The organism is Arthrobacter sp. NicSoilB4 (genome assembly GCF_019977335.1).
Classification (GTDB): Bacteria; Actinomycetota; Actinomycetes; order Actinomycetales; family Micrococcaceae; genus Arthrobacter.
The window spans coordinates 3903734-3926423 of the sequence record NZ_AP024653.1 but is presented as its reverse complement, the minus strand read 5'-3'; the positions used below and the strand labels follow the sequence as shown (position 1 = coordinate 3926423).

Sequence of the window (22690 nt, the reverse complement as noted above, 5' to 3'; positions counted from 1 at the left end):
GTCAAAATACGCCGGTCCTCCTTCCCAGGGGATCCGTGGAAGCTCTGCCAGGGACGTGGCGGAAGTGTCCGCCGGCGCCACCTCGAAGGCCTGGCAGGCGCTAAGCGTCGCCGCTAGCGCAAGTCCGGCGATGGCTGTCTGCGCTACTCTCCGGGATTGGGGGCTCTTGGCGGCCGTTACTCCTCGGGGATGTGTGGACATCTCAACTCCCTGCTGATGCGCCGGACTCGATTACCCTGCGGCTCTGAAAAAATGAGCGGAATGCGATGGGTGGCCTGCGCCGGCTCCAACTTCGGGCTGCTCTGCCCTCGAGGCGATCTCTGAGCGGACCAGTTGCACCAGGACCTCTGCGCTCCGGCGGTGCCCGAAGGCGGTCGTGGCCCGCTCACGGCCGGCGTCGCCAAGGGCACCGCTCAGTTCCGGATCCGTCATCAGCCGCATGAGGGCGCCGGCCAGCTCCTTCGGATTCCCGGGACTGACCAGCAACCCGGTGCCATCCAACACGAGCTCAGGGACCCCTCCAGCAGCTGTTGCCACTACCGGAACCCCCATGCACATCGCCTCCATGATGGCTACCCCGAGAGGCTCTGCGTGGCTCGCGAGAGCGAAGGCGTGGGACCGGTCGAGTTCCTGGCGGATGCGTGAGGCCGGCACAGCGCCGAGGAGCCGGACATGGTGCTGAAGGACGTGAACGTCAATCAGGCGTTCCAGTTCGCGACGGTATCCGCCGCCGCCGGACTCATCCTCCCCGGCAATCGTAAGTTCGACGTCGGCACCGTCCCGCAGCATTTCCGCGACTGCGGCGAGAAGCACGTCGTGGCCCTTGCTGGGATTGAGGCGGCCGCAAGAGAAGAGCCGAAAGGCTTCCTGGCCGCGCCGGGGTGCGTATGGGGTTGCCCTGCTGAACTCTTCGGCATCCACGCCCATAGGGGCGACTGCAATGTGCCGCGGGATTGCCGCTCCCAAGGACCGCCTGACCTCGCCGTTCAATGCGTCGGTGATGACGATCGAGAAAGCGGCATTGGCCCACTTGGGCGCCTGGTTGGGGCCGTAATCGTCAAGGGGTCCGTGCAGAGTCAGACTGTACGGCAGGCCGGACAGGAGATGGGCATACAGGGCGATGTTTGCGGCGTTGCCGCAGGAATGGACGTGGACGTGCTGCCAGCCACGCTCCCGGGCCAGGCCCGAAAGCCGGGCGCCAAGGGCAATCCAGGCCAACTGCCTGGCAAGGGCGCGGAAGTGGCGAGGTCGGGGGAACGGGCGGAGCCGTTGCCCCGACATCTCACTGGCTGCCCGGATGATTTCCGCCATGTGGCTGGGACCCGGCGTCAGCAGCTCCCGCACCATGGACACAAGTTCCGGCAGGGAGGACGGCACCAGGTAGGTGGTGAGGCTTTCGGCCAGCCCACCCCACTCCTGGTTGGCGGAGCCATTACGGGGGCGTCGTGTGGACACGATGTCCGGTTGGATGCGGAGCCGTCTTAGGACGCCGATTTCACGCCAGAAGAAACCATGCGTCTGCCCCGGGAATTCAGGGACAAGGTATCCGAGGTGGACCGGATCCTCCGCAGTCACCTCTGTCATCTCTTGACCCCGGCCAGACGGTGTTCCCGCGCTGCCTTTGGGTTTTTGGATTCGTCCTGGCTGTGTCCTCCGTCAAAGTGTGGGCCCATCACCGCGGGGCTCGACGGACCTGTCTGTTCGTCCCGGAACCTGTCCACCGTTGGTCCCCGCCGACTGTTGGCCCGTCCTTCCGGTTTGGTTGATAGCAGCTTCCGCCGTTCCCTGGACACGGCCATCGAACGGGCAACCGACACGGCACCGAACATCAACACCGCGCCACACAATAAAACGACGATGAGTGCCCGAAGCCTGCTGGAGAATTGTTCCGTTGCTTTATCAGGGGTGGCCACCACGATGGAGGAAAAGAGGTAGGCATCGTCGGCACCATTGACCTTTTGCGCATCGTAGAGGTACTGCTGCAGGAGCTTACCCAGGGCCAGCGTTGTGGCTATGGACTTTTCCGGTGATTCACCCTCGCCGGTTATGTCCACCAGGAAGCCGTTGATACCGCCGACACCCCGACTGACGGTGTAGTGATCGCCCAGACCCTGGGAGGCCAGCAGGTCCGCCGTTGAGGTCGCATTCATCTTCGTCAGCATGACTTGGACAATCAGGGAGGGATCCGATGAACGCAAGTAGGGGTTCTTGGGGTTGAGGTCGCCCAGTTGCGGGTTCTTGACCACATCCAACTCGCTTGGAATGTCCGGATTGATCATGGCGTAGGTCGCGGACGACTCGTATGACCGGGGCGCGAACTGATAGACGTAGATGCTTGCCAGAGCGGTCAGCAAGACGATCGGAATCGCCACAATCCTGTGCTGCCATATCGTCCGGAAGACTGCTATCGGATCCATGGGCCTTCTCCTTTGGGGGGTCGGCCTGCTCCTACGTTTGGGACAGGCAGGGATAGGTATGACTCGTCTCGCACGGCGGACTTTGTCTCGTTCCTGATCATCAGCCACACGGCGCCGCCCAATCCCACGAGGACCGGGTAGGTGAGGGCAAAGACCGGGAAAGACATTGAATCGAACGTCAGGGAGCAGACACCCGCGACGATGGCTCCGGCCCCCACGGCACCGGCCAGTGACCTGAGCTGGGGATCACGAGTGCTGCGCGCAGCCATGATGTTGCTGACGCCGGGCAAAACGAGATAGACGGTAATGGCCACCAGCCCTACCAGGCCCTGCGTAACGGCCGCATTGAGGTACTGGTTGTCGAGGATGTGTATCGCCGAATCCGCAACGTAGTTGCCCGGGCCCAGGCCCAGCCAGGGGCGGTCGGATACCATCGCCTCGACTCGAGGGAAGTTGTTGGTCCGGGTCGTGATGGATGGGTCGGAATCCGACGACGTCACAGTGGAAGTGAGCGTACTGACCAGCCCCGGCACGCCCAGGAAGAGGGCTCCCAGGACCAGCGGTGCCGCCAGCAGGGCCCACAGCCGGGGCGTCCGCGGAAGGAGGGGAATGAACATCGCCAGACCTGTTATGAGCCCGAGGATCCCGGAGCGGGACACTGTGGATGCGATGGCGAAGATCAGCAGTGAGGGCCCCAGCAACCGAAGTATCAGTGGCCTGTGCCGATCGTAGATCACACGCCAGATCGACAGGGGCAGTAGCATCGCCGACACCACGGCCAGTTCGATGGAGTGGAACGTGCTGCCCGCAACGCGGAGCAGGGCTCCACGTGACTGGAACGGAGTGTCGCCGCCGTTATAGTCGAAGCCGGGCATCGCGATGCGGAACCATTCCATAGGGTTGAAATGGAAGAAGAACTGCACCGCTGCGACAAGGCAGCAGAACATGGCGCCGGCCAGCAGCGCCCGGATGAAGACAATGGCGTCGTCCATGGTCCGCACGACTTCGCCCAGGGCAATGACGATGCCTGAGCTGGCCAGCAACAGGATCATCCACCGGTCACCGGATGCGCGGGCCACTTCCGTGCTGCCGCCCGTGATGCCGGCGTACAGGGCCACATAGGACGCGCTGGTTGCGAGGAAGAGGACGCCCACAGCCAATCGGCCGGGATGCCTGACCCGGAGCGGATCATGCAGGCCAAAGATGCTGCTGCAAACCCACAGCCCAAATACAACGACGGCCAGGATCATTGGTACCGTCCCCGCGGCCCCAATGGGTTTGAACACCATTGAGGACGGGAAAAAGAAGATGCAAATAGCCATGGCGCGAATAAGGAACGGAACCCCGGTCGTTGCCTGGACGGCGGCAGGCAGACTGGAACGGCGTCCGCGGGCGGACCGTCCGGGCCCGTCCTCGACTGTCCGGCTCATTTGTGCGCTCCCAGTTCCCGGGCTTCGGGCCGGCTGGTGCCTGGCTCTGCGCAGACCGCCTCGATAGTCTCGGACACCAGCACTGCCGTGGTTGTCCAACCGCGGCCGCCCGGCGCGCTGAGGAGCCGGGCCCGCCCGTCGATATCCGGGGCCGTGACGGCGTTGGACAGCGCACGGGCGATCGCCCGGGGTGTGGGTTTTGCCCAGATGGCGTGCGGGGCGTCCAGGACCGCCCGGGAAAACTCGTGGTCGTTCATCACCGGGACGTTTCCTGCTGCCATCAGCTCTTCCGGGACAAGGCTGATGTTCGTGAAGGACAGAGAGAGGCTGGCAATGGTCCGGTTGTAGAGAACGTTCAGGTCCTTTGGGGTCAGGGACCCGTGGTTGGTGACCGGAACGGACCAGTTTGTAACGCGGTCGCCGACCACGTGGATCTCCTGGTCGGGGTGCTCACTATGGAACTCTTCGAGGGCGAGTTTGGCCAAGAGGTACCCCCGGCGGTCCACGCTGCGTTTCGCGTAATAAACCACGCCGGAGCGTGGTGCTGCCGAGTCGTCCCGTGGCAACAGCCTGTACTGAACGTCGTCGCAGCCGAAGGGCACGACGACGTCAGGTTCAATGCCAACTTCCGTCCGGAGCCTGGTCGCTATCATCTCGCCGAGCGCGATATTGGTGAATCCGAACCGGTACGTGTCCTCGGCGAAGCTGTAGAGCGCCCCTCTCGGGTAGAAGTAGGGCTCGAAGTCCTGGATGAAGTAGAACCTGCTGGCCGTTGTCGGGGCACGCATGGCCACCACGTGGGCGGCCCCCCAGGAACTGGCCACAACCGCGTCCATGCCGGCCATACCGGCAGTCGCGCTGTGGACGCCCGCCTTCAAGCCCGTCCAGTGCTCCCTGATGACAGCTTCGTGCCGGGACACATCATCGGAATTCTTATCGTAGAGGAACAAGGTGCACTCGTGGCCCCGCTGCTCGGCGATTTCAACCATCCGGAACAGCGTGGTGTGGCCGCCTGAACCGGCCGATGGTGGCGCGCAGACCCAGCCGATCCGCATTTTCCTTCCCCCGGCAGCCCTCGCTGCGGCAGGCAGCAGGGCACCGGAGTCGGCGAGGTCCTCGGGACGCACCGGCAGTTCAGCAACTGCCAGGTCCACGCGTTCGTTGATTCTGTCCACCAGGCGTTTCGCCACAGCCGTGGCCACGCCGGCCGTCCCCTGGGTCTTCAGAACCCTCAACAACCCGCTGACGCGGTGCTGGATCGCCGTCATCCTGCACCGCCAGTTTTGCTGCCACTGCCGGACACGAAGTCCGCGAATTCCTGCAGGGCCTGCGCCCGTACGTCGTAGGAGATCCCGGACTTCGCCGAGATCATCACGGACTGCACGGTACCGGCGCCGCGTAGCAGCGCGCTGATCTCGTCGAGATCCAACGGTGTTTCTGCCGAGTAGGCAACACTGTTCATTGACGAAGTCGTCGCTGGCGATCCGCCAAGAACGCCGTCAACATAGGCGCCATAGAGCATCATTTCGGAGAAGTGGAGCTGCGAAGCCGCGGCAGTCTGCCAGGGGATCTGCTGGACATCCTCCACGCGCCGGAGCAGGGACCGCACGGTTTCCCGGTCCCATACGCAGGGCCAGCAGATGTAGTCAGTGAGGTCCTCAGGCCCGGGCTCGTCCAGGCCCAGAAGACCGTGCGATGACTCCAGCCATTGGCGGTGCCGGGGTAGGCCCGCGTGGACGGCACCGGGCTGCCTGTAGAGCTCAAGGGTGCCGTCATGCTGGAACGACTCCAGGTCGGTGGGGGCCACGAGCACCATGTCCGAATCCATGAGCAGCACCGCATCAGCGTCAAGGGCCGCCGCGGCAGCGAGTTTGATCAGCTGCTGTGTGATCCAGCCACGCACGGGATGCCAGGGCCGCCGCGTATTGATCCACATGTTCAGCAGCGGCAGCCGACGGATCGTTGAGGGCAGGAATTCCCTGTCGTCGTGAATGATGGTCCGGTCATTGGCGAGCATCCGGAAGACTGGCATGTCCTGCTTGGGCACAATGATGTGGTGCCGGACGTCCTCCGGAGTCCACCGCAGGACGGAGCGGTTCAGGTCGCGGCAGAGTTCGCTGTCCGGCCCGTAACTGGGCGTGACAACGGCCATGCGCTTCATTCCGGTCGCCACTGATGCCTCCCCTTCACGGCCTGCCATGCGTGACGCGAGCGTCCCGCAAGGTATCGGCCTGAGACGTATGTTGCGTCCGCCGCCCGGCGAAAACTGGTGGTTCGCTCGAGGGCGATGTCATAAAACGTCAACAGTCTGTCGGCCGCTCTCGAAAGCGAGAAACGGGTCAACAGGATTTGGCGCCCCCACTGGGCAAGATCACTGGACCGGGCGAGTGCGAGCGTGGACACGATACTCGTGTGCAAGGAGCTGACTGGATCGTCGACGTTGCCGCGTCCGTAGAAGCCCTCATGCAGGAAGTAGCCAACCGTCTCGGGGGTGAACGGTTTCGAGAATCCACCTTCACCGAGTACCACTAGCGGCTTCTGGAAAGCGAGGGCCCTGAGAGCCGCGCCGCCCATGCCAAGGACGAGGTCGGCGGCACTGTAGGCCGGACTGGGATCTTCCAAAGGTCCGGTCATCACCACGGCGCGCCAACCGAGAGCGGTGTTCACCTCGTCCGCCAGCTGGGTAAGCGCGTGTTGGGCGTCGCCGCCACCAACCACTGCGAGCTGACGTGCCGGATCCCGCGAAAGCTCCATCGTCCGAATCGCATGGGCAATCCCCTCGGCCTTCATATCGAAGTCCAGGCGGGAAACAATGACAAGCAAGGTCGTGGTGCCGCCCACGGACCACTGGTCCCGAAACGCGGCACGCGCCCGCTCGTCGTGCTGGTCAGCGGTCGTGTCGACGGGGGGCTCGAGCAGCCACACCGGTGCTGAGCGCACCGCGCGGGCCGCCACCTCCCGTAACGACTCGGTTCCGAGGATCAGGGGTGTCATCGGTGGCAGGCCCTTGAAATTGTCCATTGTCCAATTGGTCACCACGAGCCCTGTTTCCGGCCGTGACCATAGCGCCAGCGTGGTCGGCTGGGCGAGCCAGGCTCCGAAGACATGGACGATGTCCAGTCGATGATCGCTGACGAGCGTGGCCACATGCCGCGCCTGCAGAAACGGGTTCTTCTCGGCGGGCAGGATATGCAGCGGAATGCCCAGTTTGTCCGCCAGGGGTGCCACTGAGATCAGAGGCGCATCGTGAACTGCAAATGCGACCACCTGGTGTCCCCGTCGGGTCAGCTCCTTAGCAAGATCGAGTGCATTGATCTGACAGCCACCGAACTGCATTCCCGCAAGGCCGATGCCGATTCGCAGGGGACGCTTCCGGGCTGATGTGACGCCCCGAGATTCCTGGTTTCGCACGCTTTCCCTGAGCGCATCGTCAGTATCTCGAACCCTGGGATAGAAGCTGTTTCTCACAGTTTTTTCCTCCGTAGGGTTAGCCAAGCTGTTGGACGGAATGCGGGGCCCCGAAGAAGGCCTCCTGCCGTACCGGGTAGCAGGTCGGCCAGGGCCTGGCGGTTCAGCAGGGTGTAGACAACCAAGCCCACGAATCCGCCAACAAGGAGGGATAGCCCCGTGCCTCGGAAGGGGAGGGTAATAATCCATGCGATGACGGCCGTGATTCCTGCTGACAGTGCCGGAGCCCGAATGGCCCTGAAGAGAACGCTGAGACGGAGAGACGAAGATCGGCGAAGGCCCAGAAGGTAGACCGGAGAAGTGACGGCACCGGCGACCACGATGTGGGCGATGGCGGCGCCCTCAAGGCCCCAGAGGGTTATGCCCGTCCAAAGTGCCGGGATGAGGGCGGCGAGGGCTGCCGCCTGGACGCCGAAAAGGATCACTGTTTTACCCATGGCGATCATGATGTTTGCCATAAACAGCCCAAAAACGAAGAGTACCCCGTAGGCCGCCAGGATCGACAGCACTGGACCGGCGGAAACCCAGGCCGGTCCATAGATGGTCAAGATGAGTTGATCTGCAAATGTAAAAAGGAACGCACCCAAAGGGAAAACGACCAGCGATATAGTCCGTGCGCCTTGCACCATCGCCACCGCCACGTCGCCTCCGTCACGCAGGACCCCGGACGCTGCAGGGAGAACCACGCTGTTGAGCATGGATCCGATCACGGACGTGGGCCACATCGCGATGCCGAAGGCAAGAAAGTAGATTCCGAGATCTGCTGCCGGCAAGAGTTGTCCAATAAAGACATAATCTGCGTTTAGCAGGACCTGGCTCAGGAGATTAGCCGCTGCAAGCGGCAGTCCGAAGGCGAGGAGCGGTCGCAGCAGGGAAGTGTTGAGTGCGGGTAGGTACAAGCGGGAGGAACAAGCGAGGATGACTCCGGCCGTGACCAACTGTCCAACGATTCTGGACCATGCGAACGCCTCTGTCCCGTCTCCCAAGATGGAAAGGACAATCAACGTGGCGCTGCCAGGAATGAACGCGGCCGCTGACGCCCAGAAGTGGATCTTTTGCCTGAATTCGCGTTGCAACAGTGCTCCGGGTACGGCCAAGGGTCCGATTAGGGCGACGCCAATCGAGAGGATTCTTAACGCCGTACCGGCATCTTCATTGCCGACAAATTGGGCGATCTGATCCGCGAAGACAGCCATCGGGGCCGCGAGGACCAAGCTGCTCACAACTGAGACAGTGACAATCGTTGGTGCAATCTTGTCCACATCAAGGTCTGACCGGGCGATGGCGCTGGCAACGCCAAGTTCAGCCATCGTGACGAGCACAGCGTGCACCGTGACGGCCAGGGCGAAGATGCCCAGTTCTTCAGGGGAGACAATCCGGGCGACCACCGCCATAAGGAGGATATTGCCGAGGCGGAGAAAAATCGTGGCTCCTGCGGACCAGATGGCACCCCGCCTCACCGATGCCGTGAGGTTGGATTCCGCTTCGGGGTGTGTGGTCAGGATGGGCAACTGATCCTTCCTGGCCCGGTGTTTGCTGGAATTCACGGTCATGCGGTGCTCACCTTGCCCCCAGGTAGCGCTGCGGGATGGAGCGAACGTTGGCGGGAGCCCGGGAAATCGGCGTATGCCGTCTCAAACGCGCCCTCGGCCTGTGCACCCAGTCCCGGGTTCATTTACCACTTCCGATGCAGAAGGACCCCCGGTCGATAGCATGGGCCGGCATGCACACCCATGTTTCGCCGTCGGGCACGTTACTGAGTACCGCGGCGCCCATCCCCACGGTGGCGAAGGCTCCCACCGAGGTGCGTTCCCGGACGCTGGAATTCATCCCAAGGGAAGCCGCCGTGCCAATCCGGACGCCGCCGCCCAGCGACGCTCCGGCGGCGAAGGTCGCGAAGTCCGCCACATCGTCGTCGTGTGTGAACGTTACCGACGGCATGGCCACCACGTGCGAGCCCAACGTGACGGAGGCTGTCAGCGTGACGTTGCGCAGCAGGATGCTGCCCCGGCCGATCCGGCACCCTTCCGGTATCCGGACCGACGGGTCAATCACCGTGGCGTAGCGGGCGTGGGCAATACCCATGGCGGCCAGGCGGTCCACCACGGTCTTCCGGGCCGGGCCGGAATCCAGGCAGACCAGCACGAACGCGTGCGCATAATTGACCGCGTCATCGATGCGTCCCAGGACCGGGGCGCCGTCGACGTCGATCCCGGACATCTCGTCGTCGAGAAAGCCGGCAACGTCGTACTGCCCGCTGCTGCGCACCGTGGCAAGCACTTCGCGGGCCAGACCGCTCGCTGCGATCAATAGGAGTTCGCTCACCGGGTCACCGCCCGGCTGCTGTCGACGACGTCCGGCAGCATCAGAACCCGGGTTCCGGCAGGCTCGGATGCTGCCAGCTCTCCGTCGTACGTCCCTCGTGCGCCAGCGGACCCGGCAATCCGGCCGGAGGCGGCCGGATGGAACCTGGAATAGGCGGTCCGGGGAGCGGTGCAGGCAAGGGAGGTCAAGGACAATGCAGGCCGAGTCTCCCCCCGCATCGTGTCCAGACGTGCCGCGCGAACAACCGACATTCCCCACCCGCTCTCGTGCCGAACCGTCGCGGCGCAGAGACGCACAGTGCCGGACTTCATTCCTCTTGGAGCCAAGCTAGCCCGGGACGGCGGGGAAAAACGGGAGAGGAGTACTCGGTGTGGTTCGAGCGCGGGAAGTATGTGGGATCTGCGGGATCCAAGTTCCGAGGACATTGGTACTGGCCCGCACCTCAGACGCCCACCGGGGACGTCCCGCGTGCCGGCTCGGGCACCGTTTCCCTGGCGGATATCAGGGAGGTGAGTTGGGACCGAGACTGGACGCCCAGCTTCCGGTAGATCCCGGTAAGCCGCACCTCAACTGTTCGAACGGATACGAACAGTGAGGTGGCGATTTCCTTGTTGCGCCGGCCACGGGCCACCAGTTGCACCAGTTCGCGTTCGTGGTCCGAGAGCAGTAGCAGGGCCGGGTTTTGAATCTCCGGAACAACGACGACGCGGTCGCCGAGGAGCAGCGTGTCCACTTGCTGCGTCCAAGCGGCAGCGCCCGCTTCTTCGAAGAGCGCCTTTGCCCTCAGCAGCGAGTTCTTCGCATCCTTGGGCCTGCCAGAGGTCTTCAGTCGCTCGGCATAGCAGAGCAGCGTCCGGGCCCGCTCGAATATCGAATCGTCCTTCTGCCATGTCTCCAGTGCCTGGGCGAAGAGCTCCAGGGATTGATCACCTTCCGCCACCAAGGCCCTTGAGCGGCATACCGCCAGGCGCAGCCATCTGGACTTCAGGCCGGAGGACCGGTATTCCAGCCTTGTCAGCGTCCGGGAGGCTTCGCGCCGATTGCCCAGCCTGACCAGCACTTCCACCAGATCGGACTCACAGCGCAGAAGCGCGGGGTTGGTGAAGTCCATGCCGATCTCCGCGGCCCGGGCAAGCAGGGCCCCTGCCTCGGCAAGGTCGCCACGCATCAGCGCGAATTGGCCCTGACACGCGAAGAGCTGCGCTGTGGCTTGCGGCGGGGCGTCAGCGCCGGCGAACCGTTGGGCCTCAGCGACCCGGGACCGGGCTTCCACCTCGTCTCCGGCTGCAAACGCGCGCCAAAGGAGGAGGTTTTTTCGCATGCCGCGGTGGTATTGCTGGCTCGTGACTGCGTCGGCAATTTCGTCTACCAGCGCGATGGCTGAGCGAAAATTCCCGGCGCGGATCTCATTGTCTGCTGCGAAGTACCGGGCTGTCTCGCTCCAGTTCGCATCGCTGGCCGTGCTCAAGTTCCGGACGAGGGCAAAGAGGTCACGGGCCCCCTCATAGTTCTCGGCATAGCTGAGGGCACGGCCCTTAAGGAGCATCGACGCCGCTGAGCTGTTGCCACCGACGTCAGCTGAACGCGAGATCCGCTCGATGCCCCCCTTCACGGCGTCGGTCAAAAGCCGGGCTCGCCTGTTCACGGCCAGGGCGTCGCCGGATGCTTCGCCCAAATACTGCTCCGCATCCCCGAGAAGGCCTTCGGCGTCCTCGATCTGCCAGCGTTCTGTCATATGCAGGGCGCCGATGGACAGGAGGCACGCGGAGTAGGCCGGGTCATGGTGCCCGAACTCCTTGATCAGCCGCAGCATCATGCTCGGGCGTACGGAATTGCCCTTCATCAGCTCGATCTGGAAATCGAGTCCGGTGAGGCGCAGGGTCAGGGCGCGGTTTCGCGTAATGCGTTGTGCCCAGTCCAAATAGCGTTTCGCGTGGACAAACTCGCCCCTATGGAACAGCACCTCGGCGATCGTAGCCAGCCGCGCGGCCGTTTCAGCCTCCCAAGGGTTGATCGTGAGCGCCCGTTCGATGTACTCCACCGCCGATTGCATCTCCTCCGCCCTCACCAACTCAATGGCCACGCGCAGCAGACTAAAGGACGTGTCCCGCCGCGCCGCAGGCGTGTAACTCAGATGCCAGGGCCAGGCCAAGGGATCCTCGGTTTCGGCGACCGCAGCCAACGCCTGATGGTTGACGGATCTTTGCTCCGGGGACATGGCCGAGAAAACATGGGAGCGCAGCATTTGTTTCCGAATTTTCACGTAGGAACCGGAGCGGACCGCCAACCCGGCCGAGACCAGCTCCTCAATCCCGGGCCACAAGTCACCGGGCATTTCTTCCAGGAGGCCGACGCGGCTGCGGTATGAAAGGGAAAGAAGGTCGAGAGCCCGCCGTGCGCGGGCCGAAAGTCCCGAAATTGAGGCGGCAAGTACAGCGTCGAAGCTGCCCTTCCAATGCAAGGGGACGGGCAGGGCGTAATGCCCTTGCATTTGGCGCTGCAGCAACTCCTGGTGGAGTTCAATCGACGCCAGCGGATTTCCCTCGGTAAACGCAGCCACAGCGTGCAGCGCTGCCGTGCTGGCTTGCCCTGCCGAAATGGATTCGAGCATAGTCACGGTGTCCCTGTGACTCAGGTCCTGCACGTTTAGGGAAGCAAGCCGGGCGAAGGGGCTTTCCGGCTCCTCGCTGCGCATGCTGACGACCAGTACGATGCCCGTACCCGCCAGTCGCCGGGCCAGGAACCCGAGCACCGTCTGGCTGGCGGAATCCAGTTCGTCGGCGTCGTCAATAACCACGACCGTCCTGGCCGCGGCCCGTCCCCTGAGTGCGGCGAGCAGCATCGGTGACCAGGCAGAAAGGTCCAGTTCGCCTGCCGGTGAGGCGGCGGCAAACTGATCGATGACGGGCCCGAGCGCTGCGTCGTCGATGCCGTTCAGAAGCGCGGCCAATCCGGACAAAGGCCAGGCGGCCTCTGAAGGACTGGCGCGGAAGACCACGGTCCGGTAGTCATGGATGTTCGGGATCTCCGCCAGCAATGCCGACTTGCCGCTCCCGTGGCCTCCCGTGACAGCCATCGCAGACTCCCTGGGACAGCGGATCAGCGCAAGGATCCGCGCAAGTTCCTTGTTGCGGCCGAACAGCACCATGGGTGCCCCCATTCCATCCCCACGAGACCATTCAGCCGGGGCCCCGATGAGAAGCATCAGGTCCCGAACTGACGTATGTACCTCCGCACGCCGATGTTTCCTGCAAAACGAAGGCCCGGGTCACGCTCGGGGATGGAGCGAAGGCCCTGACCAAATGGCTGTGCTTTTGCAAATATAGCCGGGGCCTGCCGGGGGGCCTAGGCCGCCCAAATAGTCGAGTAGGGCATGGGCTGAAGTCGAGTAGTTTTCGTGTGCAGTACTCGTTTTGTCCCGGAAACCGCCAAAGAACCGGAACTCGGGCGGCAGCGAACGGGCAATCTGCCTGACCCTTAGAAGGCCAGGCTGATCACGAGGCTGATGGTCGTGGCGAGGATAACGGTGCCAAAGAGGTAGGACAGCAGGCTGTGCTTGAGTGCCTCCGCCCGGATGCCATGGTTCTGGAGTGCTGTGTCCGAGACCTGGTAGGTCATGCCCAGGCTCGAGGCGAGGTAGGCGAAGTCGGTGTACTGCGGCGGTCCCTCCTGGTTGAAGTCGATGCCGCCCACCGCCGTCCCGGCTTTCCCGTCCGTGCTGTAGTACAGCTCGGCGTACCGCAGCGTGAATAGCGTCTGCACGAGCAGCCAGGACAGGGCCACTGACGCCAGCGCCAGAAGCGCGCCGCCGAGGCCGGACCTTCCCTCGCCGGCATGGGAATCAACGACGACGGCGGCCACCGCGCCCAGGCTGGCGACGTTGGCTGCCAGGATCAGCAGGTCGGTGATGCTGCGGGACGGGTCCTCTGTTGTTGCGTGCGCGCGGGTTTCGGCGGGGTCGAACCGTCCGATCGCTAGCCAGACCCACGCGACGTAGGTCAGGGCGGCGACGCTCCAGCCCGTGGCGGGAGCGGCCACCCAGTGCCCGGTCAGGCCGGTAACCGCGGCCGCCGCGGCGCCCGCGACGAGCATGGCGGCAAAGCGCAGCCGGCTGCGGCGGACAGGGCCGGCGGGCTGGTATCCGGTGGTCATTCCCCGATCATGGCACAGGGTTGTCCACATATAGGCCGACGCGGCTTCCCGGACCTGGCCGGGCGCGCCTACCCTGGACAGGCGTGGAATCGCGGAATCCGGCCCCGATGCACTAAGCTATTGAAGTCTGTGCTGCGCCCTGCCCCCGTTCTTGGGGGAATGCGGGCACATGGCACCGCAAATGAACCTCCTGTTACGGAAATGCCGTAACCGCTTAGCCCAAAGGAGGTGGGTTCACATATGCGTCCTTACGAATTGATGGTAATCATCGACCCCGAGGTCGAAGAGCGTACCGTTGAGCCAACGCTTCAGAAGTTCCTGAACGTCATCACGACCGATGGTGGAACCATCGAAAAGGTTGACATCTGGGGCCGTCGTCGCCTGGCTTACGAAATCCAGAAGAAGTCTGAAGGTATCTACGCCGTGGTGAACTTCACCGCTGAGCCGGCTACCGCCAAGGAACTTGATCGCCAGTTGAGCCTCAATGAGACCATCATGCGCACCAAGATCACCCGCCCCGAAGAGCAGAAGGTTGTTGCTGAGTAATCTCAGCTCCAAATTTCACTCTTCACCCCCGCAGGAACGAACAAGGAGGCAGTAGATGGCAGGCGAAACCACTATTACGGTTATTGGCAATCTCACCAATGACCCCGAGCTGAGGTTCACACCGTCAGGTTCGGCAGTAGCGAACTTCACCATCGCGTCTACTCCCCGCACCTTCGACCGCCAGTCCAATGAGTGGAAGGACGGGGAAACCCTGTTCCTCCGCGCGTCGGTATGGCGTGAGGCCGCTGAAAACGTTGCCGAGTCCCTGACCAAGGGCATGCGCGTGATTGTTTCCGGCCGGCTGAAGAGCCGTTCCTACGAAACCAAAGAAGGCGAGAAGCGCACCGTTATCGAGCTTGAGGTCGATGAAATCGGCCCCAGCCTGCGCTACGCCAACGCCAAGGTCAACCGCACCCAGCGCTCCGGCGGTGGGGGTGCCGGCAACGGTGCCCAGGGTGGCTTCGGCGGCGGCAACAGCGGCGGCGGCTTCGGTGGCGGTTCTGGTGGAAACCAGGGCGGCAACTCGGGCGGAACCTGGGGCGGCAACCAGCCCGCACAGCAGCAGGATGACCCCTGGGCCACGCCCGGGGTCAGCAATGCAGGCGGCGGCTGGGGCAACGGCCCGGATTCCGAACCTCCCTTCTAAACAACATCTAAGGTTCGACGACGGACCCCGCCGGACGCCGCAAGGCGGACGGGTGCTGACCGCCGTCGGATCACCACCATCCCGTGGATCAATATCCACGGGCTCCATCGAATAGGAGCTCCACGATGGCTAAGGCTGAACTCCGTAAGCCCAAACCAAAGTCCAACCCCTTGAAGGCCGCTGACATCACCGTCATCGACTACAAGGACGTAGCATTGCTGCGCAAGTTCATCTCCGACCGCGGAAAGATCCGCGCCCGTCGCGTCACCGGCGTCACGGTGCAGGAACAGCGCAAGATCGCACAGGCAATCAAGAACGCCCGCGAAGTTGCTCTGCTGCCTTACTCCGGCGCTGGCCGCGGCTAAGGAAGGGATTAACTAACATGGCAAAGCTCATTCTGACCCACGAAGTAACCGGTCTCGGTGCTGCAGGCGATGTTGTTGAGGTCAAGGACGGTTACGCACGTAACTACCTGCTGCCCCGCAACTTCGCCCTGACCTGGTCCAAGGGTGGCGAGAAGCAGGTTGAGTCCATCAAGGCTGCCCGCGCCGCCCGCGAGCACGCTTCCCTGGAAGACGCTCAGAAGCAGGCCGCTGCACTCTCCGCCAAGCCGGTCAAGCTCGTTGTCAAGGCTGGCGAGACCGGACGCCTGTTCGGCACCGTCAAGCAGGGCGACGTGGCCGACGCTGTTGAGGCCGCTGGCCTTGGCCGCATCGACAAGCGCAAGGTTGAACTGCCGACGCACATCAAGTCGGTTGGTTCCTACCAGGCCAACGTCCGTCTTCACAACGACGTTGCCGCTGTGATCGAACTCGACGTAGTCGCAGGCAAGTAGTCTTTTCGACTGACTGAACTGCTGGAAGGCCCCCGCCTCCGGATTCCCCTGGGAACCGGACGCGGGGGCCTTCTGTTTAACTCCAACGCGGGGTCACTTAAGGTCCATGTTGGACGGCGTCATGGGCTGTAAGTGACCCCGCGTTGCTTCGGCGGGACTCTCAGCCGTGGTGCAGGACCGTGGTCACGTGCCGGTATCCAATCCGGATCAGTTCGGCCAGCACCGCCTCGTCGACGTCCTGGAGTTTGTTGATGTACAGACAGCCCGCCCCGGTCTTGTGCTTCCCCAGCCGGCCCAGCAGGTCCGCCGCCCCGGGGCCGTACAGCAGTCCGTAGAGCGACAGGCTGGCCTTCCGTGGCGAGAAGCCGACGGCGGCGGCGTCGCCTTCGCGCCCGGTGTCGTATTTGTAGTGGTAGGTGCCGAAGCCGACAATCGTCGGGCCCCACATCTTCGCCGGCTGCCCCGTGATCCCGGACATCATTTCCAGCAGCCGGAGGCCGTCCTCCCGGCGTACGGGATGCTCGACGGCGGCCAGGAACTCCTCGACGGACGCACCGGTTGCCACGGTCTTGTTCTGCGTCTCGTTCTGGGCATCGTCGCGGGTTTTGTTCACAGCCATGTGGGCAGTCTCGCAGACCGCGGCAGCCTTGTCAGCCGCAACGGCGCCGATGATAGCCTGCTGCGGTGACCTCGAATACTGCCCCTGCGCCCCGCCTGCGTCACTTCGGGCAGGTGGATGTCTTCTCGGCCGAGCCCTTCCGCGGCAATCCGCTGGCGGTCGTCCTCGACGCCGAGGGGCTCCCGGCGGAGGCGATGCAGCAGTTCGCCAACTGGACGAACCTTGCCGAGACCACGTTCCTGCTGCCTCCCACGGACCCCGGCGCAGACTACCGGGTCAGGATCTTCACCGGCCGCGAGGAGTTCCCCTTTGCCGGCCACCCCACCCTGGGCTCGGCGCACGCCTGGCTTGAGGCCGGTGGGATCCCGCGGCAGGACGGAGTGCTGGTCCAGGAGTGCGCGGCCGGGCTGGTCAGGGTCAGGCGCGACGGCGGCCGGCTGGCCTTCGCGGCCCCGCCCCTGACCCGCTCCGGGCCCGTGGCAGAGGGGGACCTCGCCCGCATCGCCGCCGGCTTGGGGATGCCGCGGGAGGCGCTGCTGGATGCCTCCTGGCTGGTCAACGGCCCGGACTGGATCGGGGTGTTGCTGGAATCGGCGGAGGCGGTGCTTTCCGTCCGGCCCGACTACATGGCCCTGGCCGGACTGAAGGTCGGCGTGATCGGCCCCCATCCTGCAGGATCCGCGGCCGGCTTCGAGGTGCGGACCTTCATACCGGGCGACGCCGCCGCGGAAGACCCCGTCACCGGCAGTTTCAACGCCGGAGCGGCCCAGTGGCTGATCGGCAGCGGCAGGGCGCCGGAGTCCTATGTTGCGGCACAGGGAACGGTGCTGGGCCGGGCAGGCAGGGTCCACATTGATGCGGCAGGGGACGATATCTGGGTCGGCGGCAACTCGGTGAGCTGCATCGAGGGCTTCGTCCTGCTCTGAGGTCCCCGCGTTGCCCAGCCAGTCCTGGTTGCCATTCCGGCCGGTTGAGGCCCAAAGATGACAGCGCAACCGGGGCGGGAATAAACGGCATTCCCCCCGGCTTCTACAGGTAGATGCAAACGCATGTACCAAGGCTTCGGCCACCGCCTCACACCAGGAGCACCCCGTGGAAACCCGCCGTATCACCGTTCTTTCCGCCGGACTCGGCGTCCCGTCGTCGAGCCGCCTGCTGGCGGACCAGCTGGCCGCCTCCGCCGAACGCCAGCTCGCCGCGGCCGGATACGCCGCCGACATCGAGGTATTGGAGCTGCGGGACCTCGCGGTGGATATCGCGAACAACTTCGTGACCGGCTATGCGGCGCCGAAGCTGGCAGGCGTGATCGCCGGCGTCGAGGCATCGGACGGCATTATTGCCGTCAGCCCCGTTTTCAGCGCGTCCTACAGCGGACTCTTCAAGTCCTTCATCGACGTCCTGGACCCCAAGTCACTGGAGGGAAAGGCGGTCCTGCTCGGCGCCACAGCCGGAACGGACCGGCACCAGATGGTCCTGGACTTCGCCATGCGGCCCCTGTTCACGTACCTGCGCACCCGGACCGCCCCCACGGCCGTCTTTGCCGGTCCCCAGGACTGGGGCAACAACGACGACGGCGGCTCGGCCCTGTCCACCCGGATCGACCGGGCGGCGGGGGAGTTCGTCGGGCTGCTGCGGGGCTCGCAGCCGCAGCCCAGGCAGGCCGCCCTGGAGTCGTTGCCGTTCGAACAACTGCTCGCCGGCATCTCCGGCCGGCACTGATGCCGCCGTCCGGGCCGGCGAACTATTAGTCACGCCGGGTCGTTGTGCGGGACATGAAATGTCCTGTGGATTCAATTGACCTGATTATGAGCGAACGCAGTGGGGTCGAGATCGATTACTGCCCGCAGTGCCGAGGCGTATGGCTGGACCGCGGCGAACTGGACAAGATCCTTGACCGCGCTGCCGAGACCATGGGCCCCGCAGTCCCGGCTCCGCCGCCACCGCACGCTCCGGTGCCGCCCGGCCATATTCCGCCGCCGCTCTACGACCTGGACCCGCGCAGGGACGACCGGCGGCCTGATGACCGCCGCTACGATGACCGCCGCTACGACGAGCGGCGGGACCAGCCGCGCTATGACCAGCCGCGCTATGACGAGCGCCGCCGCCCCAGGAAGAAGGAGGGGTGGCTCGGGGAACTGTTCGACTTCTAGCCCCGCAGGGCCGGGAGGTCAGTCCTCGAGGAGGGCGATAAATTCGCGGGCCTGCTTGATGGAGATGTCCGAGTGGCGTGTGAGGGCCTCGGCGGCGGCCTCGGTATCGCCGCTCCTGGCAAGGGTGCGGATCCTGCCGTAGATCTCGTCGTTGAGCATGTTGCTGCTGACCTCACGCGTGACATCGCCCTTGCTGGCGATTGCCCGGTAACGGTAGGCGAACCGCTGCGGCGCGTCGTCGTCGTCCTCAGTGGGCGCCTCAGCGGGGGCCTCGGGCCGGAATGGCTGCGGATGCGCCGCCAGGGCGCCCACTGCGTCCCGGGAGGCCCGCAGTCCGTCTCCTGTCGCATCGAAGTACAGTTTGATGGCCGCCATGGCCTGCCCCTGGGCGATCAGCGCGTAGAGGCGGCGGTGTTGGTCCTGGCTGAGCTTGGCCGCGGCGGCGCGGGCGAGTTCAAGCGGGTCGCGTGGGGGCTGGGGGGCATTTTCCGGCCGGGGCCGGGCACCGATGCGGGCGAAAGCGCGGGCGCCGATCAGGACGCCGGCACCGACGAACGCCAGAATCAAGAGGGGGACTAGCAGGGATTCCATGAAGCTACAGCCGATCTACAAAATTCTTGGCGGTCAAAAGGTCTGAATGGGTGGCCTGCCGCAGCAGCTTAATGGCCTGGAGCTTCTTGCCGTTCCGGGCCAGCGACTGGAGCTGCAGGGCAAACTGGGGATTGAGCTGGCCTCCGGGCAGGACCGGGCCCTGGTAGCCGGGCTGCCCAACGGCGGGCGCGGACCCCGTCTGGGCGCGCAGCGCCTGTCGGGCGTGATCTGCCTGCTGGGACTGCTGCTGTTCGTTCTGGCTGGGGCGGGTGACCGCCTCCACGCGGGCGCGGGCGGCCGTGGCGGCCTGCACCTGTGCGGCGTAATGGGCCTGCGAACGCGCGGCGAGTTCGTGCTGGTAGCGTTCGGCGTCGGACATGCCGAAGTCGCGCGGCTTCAGGGCCGTGACAAACGCCCAGAGGACTGCCGCCAGGATGAGGGCAGGCAGTATGACCAGCAATACATCGCCCATATGAAGAGCTTATGCCAGATCGCAGTTATCCACAGCACATGCCGCGAAGGGCATCCGGTATGCCGCCGGTCCGGCCAAAGTCGGCCAGCGCCGCCCGCCCAACAGGGGCCACAGTGAGGACCATCACTTAATGTGCATATTTCCGGCCATGTGTGGCCTCATGTGCCGCGCGGTATCCCCAGCCGCGGGCCGGGGGCTGTGGATGAGCCTTGGCGAAAATACTTTTGTGTCCACACGGTAAATGCGGTGTTTCCGCAGGTCAGCGGCATATTACAGCGACAACAAATTTTCTATCCACAGCGGTTCCCACAGGCTGTGCACAAGCAGGGGGCATTAGTGCACAGCTTATCCACAGGGGCTGCGGCCAGTCGGGTTGGTGCCTGCCGGATGGGGGGATACCGTTGCTGGAGATCGACCCTTGGATACCGAAATCCGGTGCTGGCTGCACGACACCTTCCTTTCAACTTCCGGCCCCGCGGGCCGGAGCGGGCTGTGGAAAACCGGCAGCGCCGGAAGGCAGGCAAAGTGTCGGAGCTGGCTGATACTACTTAACCCGTCGGGATACGCCGGGTCGACACCAACGGATACCAAGGCCCTTGGCTACGCGCCGCCGGCGCGGACATTCGCCGCGGCACACAATGGAGGACGGCAGTTTTGTCAGTTACGCATCTGGACTCAGTCGAGGGGACCCGGGGAGCCGAAGGCAGCCGCAAGCCGCCGCAGGACATTCCCGCCGAGCAGTCGGTGCTGGGCGGCATGATGCTGTCCAAGGACGCCATTGCCGACGTCGTCGAGATCCTGCGGGGCGTGGACTTCTACCGTCCTGCGCACGAGACGATCTACGAAGCGATCATCGACCTCTACGGCCGCGGCGAACCTGCCGACGCCGTCACCGTCTCGGATGAACTGACCAAGCGGGGTGAGATCAACAGGATCGGCGGCCCCGCGTACCTTCACGAGCTCATCCAGACCGTTCCCACCGCCGCCAACGCCGGCTACTACGCCGAAATCGTGGGTGAACGCGCGGTCCTGCGCCGCCTGGTCAATGCCGGGACCAAGATCGTCCAGCTCGGCTACGGCCAGGACGGCGAGGTGGAAGACCTGGTCAACCAGGCCCAGGCGGAAATCTATGCCGTGGCGGAGCGCCGCACGGCAGAGGACTACGTGGTCCTCAAGGACGTCATGGAGTCCACCGTGGACGAGATCGAAGCGTCCGGCCACCGCGAGGAGGGAATGACCGGTGTCCCAACCGGCTTCTACGAACTCGATGAGCTCACACACGGCCTGCATCCGGGCCAGATGATCGTCATCGCCGCCCGCCCTGCCGTCGGCAAGTCCACCTTCGCGCTGGACTTCGCCCGCTCCGCTGCCATCAAGAACAACCTCGCCACGGTGATGTTCTCGCTGGAAATGGGCCGGAACGAGATCGCCATGCGCCTGCTGTCCGCGGAGGCCACGATTGGCCTCCAGGACCTGCGCAAGGGCACGATCAAGGACGAGCAGTGGTCCAAGATCGCCACCACGATGGGCCGGATGAATGAGGCCCCGCTGTTCATCGATGACAGCCCCAACATGTCCCTGATGGAAATCCGGGCCAAGTGCCGCCGCCTGAAGCAGCAGCATGATCTCAAGCTCGTCATCCTTGACTACCTTCAGCTGATGAGCTCCGGCAAGAAGGTGGAGTCCCGCCAGCAGGAAGTCTCCGAGTTCTCCCGTGCGCTGAAGCTGCTGGCCAAGGAACTGCAGGTCCCCGTCATTGCCCTGTCGCAGCTGAACCGTGGCTCCGAGCAGCGCCAGGACAAGCGGCCCATGGTCTCGGACCTGCGTGAATCCGGCTCCATTGAGCAGGATGCCGACATGGTCATCCTGCTGCACCGCGAGGATGTCTACGACAAGGAATCGCCGCGCGCCGGCGAGGCGGACATCCTCATCGCCAAGCACCGCAACGGCCCCACCAAGGACATTGTGGTCGCCTTCCAGGGCCATTACTCGCGGTTCGCCAATATGGCGGCCGACGCCGGAGGCGGCGGCTTCTAGCTGTACCCGGCTACGCGCCGCCGGTCCGCAGCAGGTGGTTGGGCAGCCGGTTCCCCGGCGCCCGGCCCCGGATCTCCAGCAGTTCGCGGGCATGGGCGTGGAGCCGCTTGTCCTCCTCGGACACCGGCACCCATTGCGGGATCGGGACGGACGTACCATGCTCGTCGCGCGCCACCATCACGGTCAGGCAGTAGGTCGTGAGCTCCAGCTCGCGCCCCTTCGGATCCCCCGAGCGGACATGGACCGCGATGTGCATGCCCTTGGTTCCGGTGTAGACCAGCCGGGCCTCAACTTCCACCACGTGGCCAATCAGCAGCGGCCGGTAGAAGCGCACCCCGCCGGAAAAGACCGCCACCGTGTCCATCCCGCAGTACCGCGAGGCGCACACGTAGGCCGCTTCGTCGATCCACTTCATGACGATGCCGCCATGCACCTTGCCGCCCCAGTTCACATCCGTGGGGGCGGCCATAAAGCGCAGGACGACGTTCTCCGCCGTTCCGGCATCGGTGTATTCCTGTCCGCTCATCGCCTGGACGATGTCCTCACGGACCTTGATCCGGGCCAGCGCATGGTCCCGCTGTTCGATTTCCTCCGGCGTCACCGGCTCGAACTGCGGCACCGGGATAGGCTTCCCGTCCTCGCCGACGGCCACGAAGATCACCATGCACTGGCTGCGCATCGTGGCCGGGCCGCCCTTCGGATCACCCGACGACACCACGGTGCGGATGTGCATGGAGGACCGGCCCGTGTAGACAATCGTCGCCTCAACGTCGACCATGTCCCCGCTGTTGACGGGATCCGCAAAGTGGATGTTCCCCACATAGGCCGTCACGCAGTAGGACTTGGCCCAGCCCACCGCGGCGGCGTAGGCGGCCTTGTCCACCCACTCCAGCACTGTGCCGGCGTCGACCGACCCGCTGTGGCCGACGTCCGTGGGGGCCGCAAGGAAGCGCAGGGTCACGGAATTGGCGGCGTTCTCGCTCATGGTCAGAGTTTACTGAC

General features: G+C 64.5%; 22 protein-coding genes. 8 read left to right on the top strand and 14 right to left on the bottom strand.

What is annotated here, in order from left to right; all coding sequences use genetic code 11:
• Positions 1 to 231: 231 nt before the first annotated feature.
• The 10 genes from epsE to LDO13_RS18015 all read right to left on the bottom strand — a co-directional run bounded on the left by epsE (position 232) and on the right by LDO13_RS18015 (position 13792).
• On the bottom strand, positions 232 to 1584 hold the full coding sequence (gene epsE / locus LDO13_RS18060; protein ID WP_224048028.1) for an exopolysaccharide biosynthesis GT4 family glycosyltransferase EpsE: 1353 nt from the start codon (positions 1582 to 1584) through the stop codon (positions 232 to 234).
• Positions 1581 to 2417, bottom strand: coding sequence for a chain-length determining protein (locus tag LDO13_RS18055; RefSeq protein WP_224048027.1), 837 nt, complete (start codon positions 2415 to 2417; stop codon positions 1581 to 1583). The genes epsE and LDO13_RS18055 overlap by 4 nt, the downstream gene beginning before the upstream one ends.
• Complete coding sequence (locus LDO13_RS18050) at positions 2405 to 3847, bottom strand: O-antigen ligase family protein (protein ID WP_224048026.1); 1443 nt, start codon at positions 3845 to 3847, stop codon at positions 2405 to 2407. The genes LDO13_RS18055 and LDO13_RS18050 overlap by 13 nt, the downstream gene beginning before the upstream one ends.
• The gene (locus LDO13_RS18045; RefSeq protein WP_224048025.1) at positions 3844 to 5115 is read right to left on the bottom strand and encodes a glycosyltransferase family 1 protein; all 1272 of its coding nucleotides are present in this window, start codon (positions 5113 to 5115) and stop codon (positions 3844 to 3846) included. The genes LDO13_RS18050 and LDO13_RS18045 overlap by 4 nt, the downstream gene beginning before the upstream one ends.
• Positions 5112 to 5999: a DUF6492 family protein gene (locus LDO13_RS18040; protein WP_224048024.1), complete on the bottom strand. Its 888-nt coding sequence runs from the start codon at positions 5997 to 5999 to the stop codon at positions 5112 to 5114. The genes LDO13_RS18045 and LDO13_RS18040 overlap by 4 nt, the downstream gene beginning before the upstream one ends.
• Positions 6000 to 6004: 5 nt before the next feature.
• The gene (locus tag LDO13_RS18035) at positions 6005 to 7315 is read right to left on the bottom strand and encodes a glycosyltransferase (RefSeq protein ID WP_224048023.1); all 1311 of its coding nucleotides are present in this window, start codon (positions 7313 to 7315) and stop codon (positions 6005 to 6007) included.
• Complete coding sequence (locus tag LDO13_RS18030; protein WP_224048022.1) at positions 7312 to 8868, bottom strand: oligosaccharide flippase family protein; 1557 nt, start codon at positions 8866 to 8868, stop codon at positions 7312 to 7314. Before LDO13_RS18030 ends, LDO13_RS18035 begins: the two co-directional genes overlap by 4 nt.
• A 118-nt stretch (positions 8869 to 8986) precedes the next feature.
• A complete protein-coding gene (locus LDO13_RS18025; RefSeq protein WP_224048021.1) occupies positions 8987 to 9640 on the bottom strand; it encodes an acetyltransferase in 654 nt (217 codons plus the stop codon).
• 442 nt (positions 9641 to 10082) lie between these two features.
• Positions 10083 to 12788, bottom strand: coding sequence for a LuxR family transcriptional regulator (locus LDO13_RS18020; protein WP_224048020.1), 2706 nt, complete (start codon positions 12786 to 12788; stop codon positions 10083 to 10085).
• A gap of 329 nt (positions 12789 to 13117) precedes the next feature.
• The gene (locus tag LDO13_RS18015; RefSeq protein WP_224048019.1) at positions 13118 to 13792 is read right to left on the bottom strand and encodes a DUF1345 domain-containing protein; all 675 of its coding nucleotides are present in this window, start codon (positions 13790 to 13792) and stop codon (positions 13118 to 13120) included.
• Between the two features lie 240 nt (positions 13793 to 14032).
• Between LDO13_RS18015 and rpsF the strand changes: the two genes are divergently transcribed.
• The 4 genes from rpsF (at position 14033) to rplI (ending at position 15819) form a co-directional block, all read left to right on the top strand.
• Entirely contained in the window at positions 14033 to 14338 is a 306-nt protein-coding gene (rpsF, locus tag LDO13_RS18010; protein WP_056428835.1) for a 30S ribosomal protein S6, read from the top strand.
• 55 nt (positions 14339 to 14393) lie between these two features.
• Positions 14394 to 14984 (top strand): single-stranded DNA-binding protein, encoded by a 591-nt coding sequence (locus tag LDO13_RS18005; RefSeq protein WP_224048018.1) that lies wholly within the window; start codon positions 14394 to 14396, stop codon positions 14982 to 14984.
• 125 nt (positions 14985 to 15109) lie between these two features.
• Positions 15110 to 15349, top strand: coding sequence for a 30S ribosomal protein S18 (gene rpsR, locus LDO13_RS18000; RefSeq protein WP_003800144.1), 240 nt, complete (start codon positions 15110 to 15112; stop codon positions 15347 to 15349).
• Positions 15350 to 15366: 17 nt separating this feature from the next.
• Positions 15367 to 15819 (top strand): 50S ribosomal protein L9, encoded by a 453-nt coding sequence (rplI, locus tag LDO13_RS17995; RefSeq protein WP_224048017.1) that lies wholly within the window; start codon positions 15367 to 15369, stop codon positions 15817 to 15819.
• A 160-nt stretch (positions 15820 to 15979) separates the two neighbouring features.
• On the opposite strand, the gene LDO13_RS17990 is transcribed toward rplI, so the two are convergent.
• On the bottom strand, positions 15980 to 16438 hold the full coding sequence (locus LDO13_RS17990) for a DUF1801 domain-containing protein (protein WP_224048016.1): 459 nt from the start codon (positions 16436 to 16438) through the stop codon (positions 15980 to 15982).
• Between the two features lie 65 nt (positions 16439 to 16503).
• On the opposite strand from LDO13_RS17990, the gene LDO13_RS17985 reads away from it, so the two are divergent.
• From LDO13_RS17985 to LDO13_RS17975, 3 genes are all read left to right on the top strand, one after another.
• Entirely contained in the window at positions 16504 to 17364 is an 861-nt protein-coding gene (locus LDO13_RS17985) for a PhzF family phenazine biosynthesis protein (protein ID WP_224048015.1), read from the top strand.
• A 166-nt stretch (positions 17365 to 17530) separates the two neighbouring features.
• On the top strand, positions 17531 to 18157 hold the full coding sequence (locus LDO13_RS17980; RefSeq protein ID WP_224048014.1) for an FMN reductase: 627 nt from the start codon (positions 17531 to 17533) through the stop codon (positions 18155 to 18157).
• 53 nt (positions 18158 to 18210) lie between these two features.
• The gene (locus LDO13_RS17975; protein ID WP_224048013.1) at positions 18211 to 18588 is read left to right on the top strand and encodes a zf-TFIIB domain-containing protein; all 378 of its coding nucleotides are present in this window, start codon (positions 18211 to 18213) and stop codon (positions 18586 to 18588) included.
• Positions 18589 to 18606: 18 nt separating this feature from the next.
• Here the strand turns inward: LDO13_RS17975 and LDO13_RS17970 are convergent, their stop codons facing one another.
• Both LDO13_RS17970 and LDO13_RS17965 read right to left on the bottom strand, forming a co-directional pair.
• Positions 18607 to 19179 carry a hypothetical protein gene (locus tag LDO13_RS17970; protein ID WP_224048012.1) on the bottom strand — a complete coding sequence of 191 codons (573 nt, stop codon included), beginning with the start codon at positions 19177 to 19179 and terminating at the stop codon, positions 18607 to 18609.
• 4 nt (positions 19180 to 19183) lie between these two features.
• Entirely contained in the window at positions 19184 to 19651 is a 468-nt protein-coding gene (locus LDO13_RS17965) for a hypothetical protein (protein ID WP_224048011.1), read from the bottom strand.
• A gap of 654 nt (positions 19652 to 20305) precedes the next feature.
• Between LDO13_RS17965 and dnaB the strand changes: the two genes are divergently transcribed.
• A complete protein-coding gene (dnaB, locus tag LDO13_RS17960) occupies positions 20306 to 21688 on the top strand; it encodes a replicative DNA helicase (RefSeq protein WP_224048010.1) in 1383 nt (460 codons plus the stop codon).
• A 10-nt stretch (positions 21689 to 21698) separates the two neighbouring features.
• Here dnaB and LDO13_RS17955 read toward each other — a convergent pair whose 3' ends face one another.
• Positions 21699 to 22673 (bottom strand): acyl-CoA thioesterase, encoded by a 975-nt coding sequence (locus tag LDO13_RS17955; RefSeq protein ID WP_224048009.1) that lies wholly within the window; start codon positions 22671 to 22673, stop codon positions 21699 to 21701.
• Positions 22674 to 22690 lie beyond the last annotated feature (17 nt).